This window comes from Thermodesulfovibrio sp. TK500a (assembly GCF_055381765.1).
In genome coordinates, this window is the sequence record NZ_AP041606.1 from 525,585 (window position 1) to 538,548 (window position 12,964).

11 protein-coding genes and 1 tRNA gene are annotated in these 12,964 nt (G+C 36.6%); 4 read left to right on the top strand and 8 right to left on the bottom strand.

What is annotated here, in order from left to right:
* Positions 1-20 precede the first annotated feature (20 nt).
* Genes ACZ430_RS02745 through ACZ430_RS02760 form a run of 4 tightly spaced genes read left to right on the top strand, consistent with a single transcriptional unit; the run spans position 21 to position 4,112 of the window.
* Entirely contained in the window at positions 21-437 is a 417-nt protein-coding gene (locus ACZ430_RS02745) for a putative metalloprotease CJM1_0395 family protein (protein WP_464910651.1), read from the top strand.
* Complete coding sequence (locus ACZ430_RS02750; RefSeq protein ID WP_464910652.1) at positions 434-901, top strand: ABC transporter substrate-binding protein; 468 nt, start codon at positions 434-436, stop codon at positions 899-901. The genes ACZ430_RS02745 and ACZ430_RS02750 overlap by 4 nt, the downstream gene beginning before the upstream one ends.
* Positions 862-1,608, top strand: a complete 747-nt coding sequence (locus ACZ430_RS02755) for an ABC transporter substrate-binding protein (protein WP_464910765.1) — start codon at positions 862-864, stop codon at positions 1,606-1,608. Before ACZ430_RS02750 ends, ACZ430_RS02755 begins: the two co-directional genes overlap by 40 nt.
* Complete coding sequence (locus ACZ430_RS02760; RefSeq protein ID WP_297208935.1) at positions 1,605-4,112, top strand: hybrid sensor histidine kinase/response regulator; 2,508 nt, start codon at positions 1,605-1,607, stop codon at positions 4,110-4,112. Before ACZ430_RS02755 ends, ACZ430_RS02760 begins: the two co-directional genes overlap by 4 nt.
* Before the next feature lies 1 nt (position 4,113).
* Here the strand turns inward: ACZ430_RS02760 and ACZ430_RS02765 are convergent.
* The 8 genes from ACZ430_RS02765 to ppdK form a co-directional block, all read right to left on the bottom strand.
* Positions 4,114-4,197, bottom strand: a tRNA-Leu gene (locus ACZ430_RS02765).
* Positions 4,198-4,204: 7 nt separating this feature from the next.
* On the bottom strand, positions 4,205-5,473 hold the full coding sequence (locus ACZ430_RS02770; RefSeq protein ID WP_297208932.1) for a S41 family peptidase: 1,269 nt from the start codon (positions 5,471-5,473) through the stop codon (positions 4,205-4,207).
* A gap of 21 nt (positions 5,474-5,494) precedes the next feature.
* Positions 5,495-6,646: a murein hydrolase activator EnvC family protein gene (locus ACZ430_RS02775; protein ID WP_297208929.1), complete on the bottom strand. Its 1,152-nt coding sequence runs from the start codon at positions 6,644-6,646 to the stop codon at positions 5,495-5,497.
* 1 nt (position 6,647) lies between these two features.
* Positions 6,648-7,511, bottom strand: a complete 864-nt coding sequence (locus tag ACZ430_RS02780) for a cell division protein FtsX (RefSeq protein WP_339945797.1) — start codon at positions 7,509-7,511, stop codon at positions 6,648-6,650.
* On the bottom strand, positions 7,508-8,152 hold the full coding sequence (ftsE, locus tag ACZ430_RS02785; RefSeq protein WP_297208924.1) for a cell division ATP-binding protein FtsE: 645 nt from the start codon (positions 8,150-8,152) through the stop codon (positions 7,508-7,510). Before ftsE ends, ACZ430_RS02780 begins: the two co-directional genes overlap by 4 nt.
* A complete protein-coding gene (locus ACZ430_RS02790; RefSeq protein WP_297208921.1) occupies positions 8,149-9,132 on the bottom strand; it encodes a transketolase family protein in 984 nt (327 codons plus the stop codon). Before ACZ430_RS02790 ends, ftsE begins: the two co-directional genes overlap by 4 nt.
* Complete coding sequence (locus ACZ430_RS02795) at positions 9,119-9,943, bottom strand: transketolase (protein WP_297208918.1); 825 nt, start codon at positions 9,941-9,943, stop codon at positions 9,119-9,121. Before ACZ430_RS02795 ends, ACZ430_RS02790 begins: the two co-directional genes overlap by 14 nt.
* Before the next feature lie 134 nt (positions 9,944-10,077).
* Positions 10,078-12,798 carry a pyruvate, phosphate dikinase gene (gene ppdK / locus ACZ430_RS02800; protein ID WP_464910653.1) on the bottom strand — a complete coding sequence of 907 codons (2,721 nt, stop codon included), beginning with the start codon at positions 12,796-12,798 and terminating at the stop codon, positions 10,078-10,080.
* Positions 12,799-12,964: the final 166 nt, after the last annotated feature.

Consider the following 12,964-nt stretch of genomic DNA (forward strand, 5'->3'; position numbering starts at 1 on the left):
AAATTTATTATAATGAAAATATGAAGATTCAAAATAACACGATGAATTTTCAAATAAACTCTTTTGAACAACAGAAAATTAATCAAATAATACAGAAGCTTAGACAAATTGAAAACAGAGTGATTGCCCATGAGAATGCCCACAAAGCTGTAGCTGGTAAATATGCGGGTGCTGTCAGTTACACCTATACAAAAGGTCCTGACGGAAAAATGTATGTAACAGGTGGAGAAGTGCCGTTAGATACTTCCGAAGAATCAACACCTGAAGAAACCATTGCAAAAATGGAGATTATTCAGGCAGCAGCTTTAGCTCCCTCAGACCCTTCTCCTCAGGACATAAGAGTAGCCCAAATTGCTGCCCTGAAAAAAATGAAGGCTCAAATAGAACTCTCCCAAAGAGAAACATCACCTCAATCAAAGATTGACCTAATCGTATGAAAGCCTTTTTAAAACTTCAGTATAGATATAAAATCTGTTATACTTTAATACATCTTATGAAAAGAAGCTTTAAATATTTTCTTATTGCTCTTACAATTGCATCGGTATTACTAATTTTATTCCATTTTACCCGCCAAAATCAGATAAAAATAGGTCTTGCAGTAACTCTAACAGGTGTATATCCAGACCTTGGCAGAGAAATAAGAGACGGAGCTCTGCTTGCCGTTGAACTAATTAATGAAAATGGGGGAATTAATGGAAAAAAAGTAAGGTTAATAATAAAAGACAATAAATACAACTCCGAAATAGCAAAGATGAATTATGAGAAATTCTTAAAGGAAGGCGTTGTGGCTGTGATAGGACCTGCAACTAGTACTACAGCAAAAAATATCTTACCCTTATTAAATGAAAAAAACTATTATCAATCGCTCCCACCCCTACCTCTACAGAACTTGCTGGTTTAGATGACTACCTTTTAAGATTAAGGCCTACAAACAAGGAAGAGGCAGAAACATTAGCAGATTATATAAGAAAAAATCCCAAAATAAAAAAAATTGCCATAGTTTATGACGTAATCAATCCAACATATACGGAAGATTTTATTAAAAATTTTCGCTCTCATTTGGATAAAAATCTAAATATTCATCTGCACCCCTTTGACGAGAAAAAAAGAAACATAAAATATTACTCAAAAGAGATAATAAATCAATCAAACGATGCGGTTATACTACTGATAGATGTATATAATGCAGCTCTATTTATACAATGTATTAAGTCACTAAAGCCAGATATTTTAATATTTACAACAATATGGGCAAAATCGCCCAGATTAATAGAGTATGGAGGAAAATACGCAGAGGGTGTTTTAACCGTAGATATTATTGAGTACTGTAAAGAGGATAGAGCAAATGCAGAAATAAGAAAAAGATTTTTTGAAAAATATGGAAGACCAATGAGTTATGCATCAATAAATGGCTTTGACGCTGTAATGATTATCAAAAAAGCTATTGAAAACGGTGCAACGCAAAAAAATATTAAAGAGACCATACTTAAGATAAAAAAATTTGAAGGGTTGCAAGGAGAGATAATTTTCGATGAATTTGGAGACAGAAAGATAAAGCCTTTTATTCTTAGGGTAGAAAATAATGAATACAGAAGAGTTGCACAATGAAAATAAAATTTAGAAATTATCTATTTGGAACTTTAATAATTTTTTCAATTTTACTTATCGTTATTTTAAGTATCCTGACTTTTTTTGTTTCTGAGGATGTAATCAAAAATGAAAAGTTGCGAGATTATGAAACATCTGCAAATACTATTACTTATTATCTGGACAGATTTATAGAAGAGAAACGTAAAGACATTGACTTAATATTCTCTTATACAAAATCAACGGAGAATTTTGCGATAAACAGAAAGGAGGCAGAAAAACTGCTTCTTATAAAACCAGAAATAAAATATGTCCTTATTCTCGATAAAAAGGGTATAGTAATAGACTCCATACCCAACCTCGAAGACATAATTGGCTTGGATTTATCTAAAACAGAGGTTTACAGAAATAGATTTAATGTGAAATTCTACGGTCCCTATATATCTATAATTGATAAAAAACCCTACTATATTTTATCAAAATCTATCGGTAACAGAGAAATAATAGCTCTCATAAATATTCCTGGCGTTAACTCTCTCATAGAGACCTTAAAATCTCTTGGATATTACGCCTTTATTGTTGATACAAAAGGCCAGGCATTAGCCCATGTAAATGAAGAAATAGTGCAAGAAGGTATGAACCTAAGTGGCTACGAATTTATAAAGGAAGGAATAAATGGTAAAGAAGGGCTGTTAGAAGGAGACATAGAAGGTGAAAAATTTATTTTTCTGGCAAGAAAAATTCCTAAGACGAATTACATTCTCTTCATAGGAAATAAGTATTCTCAGGCATTAGTAGGTTTTCGTGCCTTCTCTGAAAGGCTTATTTTCATTTTCTTACTTCTTATAGTGATGGCATTTCTGATTAGCCTAATAATTTCAAAAAAATTTACAAATCCCATAAGTAAAATCATAAACTTCATTGAAAATCTAAAAGCAGGCCAATATAAAGTATCAAAAATCAACTCAGATATAGAAGAGTTAGAGGAAATTTCGAAGGCTCTTTATAATATGTCTCAAACATTAGCAGACAGAGAAATAAAGCTCAAAAAAATATTCGAAGCTTCAAAAGACGCCATTGCCATATCAACGCTTGATGGAGAATTGTTAGATTTCAATGAAGCAGCGGTAAAAATGTTCGGATATCAAAACACAGAAGAGATTGTTCAAAACTTAAGAGTAGACAGTATCTACTACAACGACTTATCGGACAGAGATTTTATTCTAAGGGAATTAAAAGAGAAAGGTTCTGTTGAAAACTACGAGGTCTTGTTTAAGAAAAAAGATGGCAGTCTATTTTATGGATTGATATCTTCCAGTCTTGTAAGAGACGAAGAAGGAAAACCACTGTTTATTGTGTCAACAATAAAAGACATAACAGAAAAAAGAAAACTTCAGGAGCAGCTATTTCAGGCTCAGAAAATGGAAAGTATCGGAAGGCTTGCAGGAAGTATTGCCCATGACTTTAATAACATTCTCTCTATAATTCACGGAAGTAATCAGCTAATTCAGATGCACATAAAAAATGACCCACAAATAGAGAGATACACATCAAACATAACTCAGGGAGTTGAAAAAGCAAGAGACTTTATTAGAAAGCTACTTTCTTTCTCAAAAAGACAGCCCCTAATGACAAAAATTTACGATTTAAATGAAATACTAAAAGAGGAAGTGAAACTTCTCACTCCAACTTTAAGAGAAGATATTTCAGTTGAACTGAAAACAACGGACTTCCCTCTTTTAGTGAATATAGACAGAACACAATTTACTCAAATTTTATTAAATTTAGCAATAAACTCCATTGATGCAATGCCTTCGGGAGGAAAAATAACCATATCTACCGAAGAAAAAGTCTTTGAATATGAACATACAAAAAAACATCCTTTTGTAAGGGAGGGAAGATTTGCCTGTCTTGTCTTTTCTGATACAGGCATAGGCATTCCAGATGAGATTAAGGATAAAATATTTGAACCCTTTTTTACCACAAAGCCTGAAGGAACAGGTCTTGGCTTAGCTACTGTCTACAGTATAGTGCAGCAACACAATGGATTCATCAACGTTTACAGTGAAAAAAACGGCGGTGCTACATTTAAAATTTACCTTCCATTGATAAAGTCATCGAAAGATTTTTCAAAAGAAAAAGAAGAGACAGTTGAAACAGGCATAAAAAATATTCTCCTCGTTGAAGACAACAAAGAGGTAAGAGGCGTAATAGAGGAGATTTTAAGAAACAACGGATATGAAGTCTATTCCTTTTCTGATGGGATTGAGGTGATAAGTCATTTTGATAAAATAAAAGATAAGATAGAAATATGCCTGTTCGATGTGGTAATGCCTAAAATTGGAGGGATTGAACTTTACGAAAAACTAAGAAAAATGAAACCAGACATAAAAGTAATATTCATGACTGGCTATGCCAATAATATTCTACAAATTCAAAACTTAATTAAAGAGGGGCAACAAATAATAAATAAACCCTTCGGCATAGCAGAACTAAAAAAGAAAATAAAGGAAGTTTTAGGATAAATGCCGAAGGCGGGATTTGAACCCGCACGGCGTTTCCACCACCAGATCCTGAATCTGGCGCGTCTGCCAGTTCCGCCACTTCGGCATCTTTTTTATGCGGCTTTTTTAAGCTTTTCCATTATTTTCCAGCCTTTGAGAATGTCAATGGCTCGCTGAAGTTGCGTGTCATCCTTTTCATCAACTTCCTGTAATGCCTTCTCTTGAGGCTCTACTTTTTCACCTTTATGGTGTTGCTCAAGGTCTTTTTCTCTTATTACTGGCACTTCTTTTCCGCTCTTACTTTCAAGCTTTACTATTATATCTGGCATTATGCCTACGGTATGAATACTTTTACCCTTTGGCGTATAATACTTTGCTGTAGTTAGTTTCAATGCCGAACCATCGCTAAGAGGAATGAGACTTTGCACAGAACCTTTACCAAAAGTCTGAACTCCTATAATTAGAGCCCTGCCCCAATCCTGTAAAGCTCCCGCTACAATCTCTGAAGCAGAAGCAGAACCTTGATTTACAATTACAATCATAGGAATATCTGTATAAGTAGCTCTTAAGTTTTCGGTGTAATAATCCATTTTTTCACCTGACCTACCCTTTATTGATACAACAAGATGTTTGGGAGGTAAAAACTGTTCAGACACATCTACAGCACTCTGTAGCAGCCCTCCTGGATTGTTTCTGAGGTCAAGAATCAGACTGTTCATTCCCGAATCCTTAAGGGATTTCAATGCATTTGCAAGGTCTTGAGCTGTGGTCTCCTGAAACTGAGTAAGCTTTACATAGCCTATCTCTTTGTCTATCATCTTATATTTAACGCTCTTTATTTTGATTATGTCTCTGACGATTGTTATGTCTTTTGGCTCCTTCCACTCTTCTCTCTGGATTGTTAGAACAACCGATTTGCCTTTTGGACCTCTCATTTTGGATACAGCGTCATTGATATTCATATCTTTTGTTGACTGTCCATCAATTTTTAAAATTTTATCACCAGCCTTTATGCCAGCTCTCCATGCTGGTGTATCCTCAATTGGAGCAATTACTGTAAGGGCATTATCCTTAATACCTATCTGAATACCTATTCCACCAAATTCACCTTTTGTTTCTGTTTGAAATTCTTTATAAGCCTCTGGAGTAAGATAAGCAGAGTGGGGGTCAAGAGAGTTGACCATTCCCTTAAGGGCAGAACGTATCAATTCTTTCTGATTTACTTCATCGACATAATGTTTTTTTATTGTTGAAAAAACCTCTGTAAAAGTTCGCAAATCTTCATATACTGCATCGGTTTGAGCTATTGACATCCTTCCTATTACTATTCCTAAAAGGGCAATAAATATTGTTATGACAATGAATTTTATGTTTGCTCTCATAATTTAAAAATGCCTCCTTTTTTACTTTTTTAGCCACTGTTCAGGATTAAGCGGCTTGCCTCTGTATCTTAATTCAAAATATAAAGCAGAAGTATCAATGTTTGACTTATCACTGACTGTTCCAATCGTTTGTCCCTCCTTTACATAGCTGCCTTCCTTTACTGCCATGGAGTCAAGATTTCCGTATACTGTGTAGTAACCATCTCCATGACTTATTATAACAAGGTTTTCATATCCCTTGAAATAGCTTGCATAAACAACCTTTCCCTCAGCAGATGCTTTGACAGAAGTTCCTGGCGATGCTTTTATGTATATGCCACTTCTAAAAACAGGCACATTGAATACAGGGTCTCTCTGATTGCCGTAATGGGCAACAACGCTACCACTTACTGGCCAGAGGAGAGTTCCCCTTCTTTTCGTAAAACCCGTATCTGGTAAGGATTCGGTTTTTCCGGTTCGATGTTCTTTTTTTTCTGTCTCTTGCAGAAGCCTGGTAAGTCTTCTTGCTGTTTCCTCTAACTCTTTAATTCTTTTCTCATAGCTTTCTTTGTCCTGCCTTACTTTTACAAGTAAACGCTCTTTTTCTTTTCTTTTTTTCTGCTGTTCATCTTGGGCTGCTCTGAGAGAGTTTTCTTCTTCTTTAAGTGATACATAGAGACCCTTTAGCTCCTTTTCGTAATAAACAAGTCTGTTAAGTTCATCTCGGTATTTTTCAATCAATTGTCTTTCAACATTCATAATTTTCTGCGTATTCCTTATAAGTCTAAAAGCCTTTGATAAATCTTTCTCAAACAACAAAAGAAGATAAGGGTCTGGCTGGTGATTAAGTCTTTGCAGGCTTATCAATCTGCTGGATAACTGTTGTTTTCGCATTTCAAGCTCTGAGGAATGAATCTGTATTTCCTTTTCTGTCTTTAATATGTTAGCCCTGATATTTCTTATCTTTACTCGATGATTTTCAATTTTCCTGTTTATCTCATCTATCTCCATAGAAACTTTCCTTAACTCTTCGACTATGTCTCTTTCAACTTTTCTTGTTTCCTGTAGTTTTTTCTTATGAACATCTATCTCCTTTTTTATATTTTTAAGCTCTTCCTTTGGTTGTGCCGCAAAGCAAAATGAAAAACTAACAGTGAAGATAAAAATTATGGAGACAATTAATCTCTTAAGCATACTACTGATACTTTATTTTGCCTAATGCAAAAAGTGAAGAAATCATTCCTAAAATAATACCAGCTAATGGCAGAACATAAAAACCCTCTAACGGTAACTCTATATTCCCAAGAAGAGGAAACAACTCTACAATATTCCTTGTATGCATTATAAAGTAGACGGCAAAAAACAGAAGATTGGAAAATATTGCTCCTCCTAAGCCAAGAATTGCTCCTTCAATCATGAAAGGCAGTCTAATGTAAGAAGGAGTAGCTCCTAAGAGTTTTAAAATCTCTACATCCTCTGTTTTCTTCCAGTAAAAACTCTTAACCGTGGCATAGATGATGAATAATATAGCAATAGAGATTAATATAAACAAGGATATACCGAGATTTATAAATGTCATCCTTACAGTTTTAATAGCACCAATAATTTTTGATGGATAGTATATATCTTCCACAGGTTCTAATTTTTTTATTTTCTCCATAACTGAATCAATCATTTGAAGCTTATCCTCTTTGATAAACGCCTCTATGGTATCGGAAAGAGGATTATAACCAATGAGTTGAATTAGTTGTGCATCGATGATGCCTTTCATCTCCTTTAAAGCCTCATCCTTTGATATGTAGTTTATCTTTGAAAAAAGCTCCATCTTTTTTAGTTCGTCCATTACTAAATTTAAGTCTTTTCGCTCAATATCTCTTTTTAGATAAATTACAACGGAAGCCTTAGTTGATAGCTTTTTAGTAAAGTTGTTGATGTTGTAGATGAATACAAAAAGGAGAGATAAGATAAAAAAACATATTCCAATACTTGTAATTGCCAGTAAAGTAGACCATCTGTTGTTCCACAATCCCTTTGAAGCGGAAATAAATTGTTCTTTCATGTTGTAATTTTTCCTTCCTTCAAAGTTAAAACCTTATACGGCGTATTTCTGAAGAATTCAGGACTATGGGTTGCTATTACAACTGTGCAACCTCTTGTGTTTATTCTTTTAAAAAGGGACATTATCTCTTGTGAGGACTCTGGGTCAAGATTACCTGTAGGCTCATCGGCAAGAATTATCTGAGGATTAGTGATGATTGCTCTTGCGATAGCAACCCTTTGTTGTTCACCTCCAGAGAGGGTTTTTACGACACTGTCAGCTTTATGTCTAAGCGAAACGTCCTTTAAAGCATCAAGAACTCTCTGTTTTATCTCCTTTTCTCCAGCTACCTTAAGGGGCAGAGCCACATTCTCAAAAACCGTTAAATCTTGTCTTAATCTAAAATCCTGGAATACAAAAGTCACAATTCTTCTAAGTAACGGAATTTTTGAGTGCCTTATTTTTGAAAGTTCAAAGTCACCTACTTTTATCTGACCTTCATCGGGAACTTCGCTGCCAAAAATTAATTTCAGTAAGGTCGTCTTACCAGCTCCCGAAGGACCTGTAATAAAGGCAAGTTCGCCTTTTTCAATATTGAAACTTACATTATTAAGAACTGCCACGGAATCGTAATATTTGTAAACTCCAGAGAAAGTTATCATTTTTTAAAGTATTCTAATGCTAACTGAACAATATTTTCAGCAGTGAGGCCATAATATTTAAGCAACTCCTTTGCATCACCTGAACATCCGAAGGTGTCATTAACTCCTATTCTCCTGATAGGAACAGGACAGTTCTCACAGATAAACTCTGCCACAGCTGACCCAAGTCCTCCGATTATGGAGTGTTCCTCAGCGGTGATTAACAATTTTGAATTTTTCCCTATCTTGTATAAGGCCTCATCATCTATTGGTTTTACGCAAGAAAAATTAGTGACTCCCGTATTGATGCCTTGCGCATTGAGAATCTGAGCAGCCTTTAAGGCCTCGGCCACCATTATTCCATTGGCTATTATGTTTACATCGCTACCAATATTGAATATGTAAGCTTTGCCAATACTAAAATTGTAATCTTTAGGCATAACCGAAGGGACTTTAGCCCTTCCTAACCTAATGTATACAGGCCCGTTGTACTCAGCGGAGGCAATCAATGCTTGAGCTGTTTCGTAAGCATCTGCTGGAACAATAACTGTCATACCTGGAATTACTCGCATCAATGCTACATCCTCAACGGACTGATGGGTAGCGCCATCTTCTCCTACTGTTATTCCACCATGGGTAGCCACAATTTTAACATTTGCCCTTGAATAGCAGACAGATTGTCTTATCTGTTCCCATGCCCTGCCAGTTGCAAAAATGGCAAATGTTGAAGCAAAAGGAATTTTTCCTGCAAGAGCAAGCCCTGCAGCAGTGCCCATCATGTCTTGCTCTGAAACTCCCATGTTAAAAAATCTATCTGGGAAGTTTCGAGCAAAATTTATTGTTTTAGTTGAACAGCTCAAATCGGCATCTAAAACAACAATGTTAGGATTTTGTTTGCCAAGCTCAACAAGAGTAGCTCCATAGGCATCTCTTGTGGCCATATCTTTTCCGAATAAATCGCTTATCTCTAAAACCTGGCAGCTACACTCAGTTTTTGCCATCTCCAAGCTCCTTTAAGGCTATTTCAAGCTCCTCCTTAGTGGGAGCAACACCGTGATATTTTGCCTTTCCTTCAAATATTGAAACCCCTTTGCCTTTTATTGTTTTAGCCACTATCATTGTAGGTTTTTCTTTTATTTTTTCAGCATCATCGAGAGCACTTACAATCTCACTCATATTATGACCATCAATGGTGAATACATTCCAACCAAAAGCTTTAAACTTCTCATCAACGGGTTCAATATTCATTACTTCAGTGCAGTGGCCATCAATCTGAAGATTGTTGTGGTCAATAATGGCACAGAGATTGTCTATCTTATAGTGGGATGCTGTCATAGCAGCCTCCCAAACCTGTCCTTCCTGTATCTCTCCATCACCAAGAAGGCAATATACCCTTGCTGGAATTCCACTCAATCTAATCCCTAAAGCCATTCCATTGGCAACAGAAAGCCCCTGTCCAAGAGAACCTGTTGATACCTCAATCCCGGGCAAACTTTTACAGCAAGGATGTCCTTGCAGAGGAGAGTTTAATTTTCTAAGAGAGCCAAGGAGAGATATATCGAAATATCCACAAAGGGCTAATGCTGCATACAAGACAGGAGCAGCATGTCCCTTTGAAAGCACAAACCTGTCTCGCTTTTCCCAGGAAGGATTTTTAGGGTCATGTCTCATTTTATAGAAATAAAGGGCAGAAATTATATCTGCCGCAGACAGACTTCCTCCTGTATGTCCAGAACCTGCCTGAGCAAGCATTTTAACGATTTCAATGCGAATTTTTCTTGCCATCTCCTGTAAAAAAGCTATATCGGCCAACTTTTCACCCCTCTTTAGAAGAACTTTATTAATTATAAATCAATTTAAGGGAAAAAGGCAGTAAATTATTCTTTATGCACCAATGCACCTGACTTTGAGTATGTGGTCATGTCAACAATGTTTAGTTTTTTGATTTAAACTGTTGACCTTATTAATTTTGCTCCTTTTTCCTTTAACTTTGCATGAGCAGCTGCCAATTTAGCTATTGGAACTCTATATGGTGAACAGCTCACATAATTTAAGCCTATTCTGTGACAAAACTCAATGGAAGCGGGGTCTCCACCATGCTCGCCGCATATGCCAAGCTTTAGATTTTTATTAACCTTTTTGCCCTTTTTCACAGCAATCTCCATTACCTGTCCTACTCCCTCCGTGTCTATAGAAATGAATGGGTCTTCGGGAATTATCTTGTTTTCGATGTAAAACGGCAAGAATTTTCCAGCATCATCTCTTGATAATCCATAGACAGACTGGGTGAGGTCATTTGTTCCAAAGGAGAAGAACTGAGCCTCTTGAGCTATCTGGTCAGCAGTTATTGCTGCTCGGGCAAGTTCTATCATGGTTCCCACAGAATAATTTACCTTTACTCCGTATTCTTTCATAACCTCTTCGGCAGTCTTTACAGTGAGCTCTTTCATTCTTTTTAACTCGTTCACATGAGCAATAAGGGGTATCATTATCTCCGGAATTACTTTTATTTTCTTCTTTGCAAGTTCACAGGCAGCCTCCATTATTGCTCTTACCTGCATCTCATAAACTTCAGGATAGGTAATACCGAGCCTGCAACCTCTGTGGCCAAGCATTGGGTTGAACTCTTCAAGGGATTTAATTTTGGCCTTAACTCTCCTTGTTGATATATTCATCTCTTTTGCAAGAACTTCTATCTCCTCTTCTGTTTTTGGTAAAAACTCGTGTAATGGAGGGTCAAGAAGTCTTATAGTTACTGGCAACCCTTTCATCTCTTTGAAAATTCCGATAAAATCTTCTTTTTGATAAGGTTTAATCTTGTCAAGAGCTTTTCTTCTCTGTTCAAGAGTATCTGAGAGTATCATCTCTCTGAATGCCCTGATACGGTCTGTTTCAAAAAACATATGCTCTGTTCTGCAGAGTCCTATTCCTAAAGCACCAAAATCTCTTGCCACTCGGGCATCTTTAGGCGTATCTGCGTTTGCCCTTACCTGAAGTTTGCTGATTTCCTCAGACCATTTCATTATTGTGTAGAACTCTTTAGGCAATTTTGGCATTACAAGAGGTGCCTGTCCGAGAATCACCTCTCCTGTTGTTCCATTAAGGGTGATAAAATCTCCTTCCTTTACTGTCAAATCTCCAACAGTAAAGTATTTTTCCTCTTCGTTTATATTTATTGCACCGCAGCCTACTACGCAACACTTACCCATGCCTCTTCCAACAACTGCTGCATGAGATGTCATTCCTCCCCTTGCTGTTAAAATTCCCTGAGCTGCTGCCATTCCACCTATGTCTTCAGGAGAAGTTTCATTTCTCACAAGTATTACTTTCTCTCCTTTCTCTGCCCATTCTTCAGCATCTTGAGCGGAGAATACAATTTTTCCGACTGCTGCACCAGGGCTTGCAGGCAAGCCTTTTGCTATTACCTTTACTTTTGCAGCAGAGTCAATAGTAGGATGGAGAAGCTGATTTAGCTGTTCTGGCTCAATCCTCAAAAGAGCTGTCTTTTTGTCAATGAGCTTTTCTTTGACCATATCAACGGCTATTTTAATTGCTGCCGCCGCAGTTCTTTTACCAACTCTTGTCTGAAGCATGTAAAGCTTTCCTTCCTGAATGGTAAACTCTATATCGAGCATATCTCTGTAGTGTTTCTCAAGTTTTTCACATATCTTTTCAAGCTGTGCATAAATCTTGGGCATTCTTTTCTTAAGTTCTTCTATTTTAAGTGGTGTTCTTATTCCTGCTACCACATCTTCTCCCTGAGCATTAGGTAAAAACTCGGCAAAAAACTTCCTCTGCCCTGTAGAAGGGTCTCTTGTAAAACCAACTCCTGTGCCAGAATTATCCCCCATATTTCCATAAACCATTGCTACAACGTTGCAAGCTGTACCAAGGTCATCGGGTATTCCATGGAGCTTTCTATATGTAACAGCCCTGTCACCATACCAAGAATCAAAGACAGCCTTTATTGCCATCTTTAACTGCTCATATGGGTCTGCAGGAAATTCTTTTCCTGTTTCTTTCTTGTAGAGGTCTTTGTATTCTGCTACAAGTGCCTTAAAATCCTCTGCATCAAGTTCTGTATCCAGCGTAACTCCCTTTTTCTCCTTAACTCTGTCAAGCAAATCTTCAAATTTTTTTCTATCTATGTCAGTAACAATGCTTCCAAACATTGTTATAAATCGTCTATAAGTATCAAAGGCAAACCTTTCATTCTTTGTTTTATCAAGAAGCCCCTTTAGAGTATCATCATTAAGACCAAGATTAAGGACTGTATCCATCATTCCAGGCATGGAAAACTTTGCACCAGACCTTACGGATACAAGGAGAGGGTTTTTTGAGTCACCGAATTTTGCTCCCATAGATTTCTCTACCCTCTTTAGATGGGCAAGAACTTCATCCCACATCCCCACTGGAAAGCTTTTTCCTCTGTTGAAGTATTCGCGACAGGCCTCTGTGGTAATTGTGAAACCAGATGGCACGGGAATTCCAAGATTGGTCATCTCAGCAAGACCTGCACCTTTACCACCGAGAAGGTCTTTCATCTCTCCTGTTCCTTCTGCCTTACCATCACCAAAATAATATACATATTTTCTTTTAGGGGCTGTTTTTTTAGTTTTTGGTGAGTCTTTAAGTGGCTTCTTTGAAGGTTTTCTTTTTGATGCCATTTTAAGGCTCCTCCTACGTAATATTTTGAATTAGCTATTCATATTACAATGATGTTACAAAATTTTTCAAGAATTTAAAAAACTTAATCGAATTTCTGATAAAAGTCCATCTCTACAATTTAGTAAAGATGGATAATCCATACATAAAAGCCTTATAAGTGGGAAA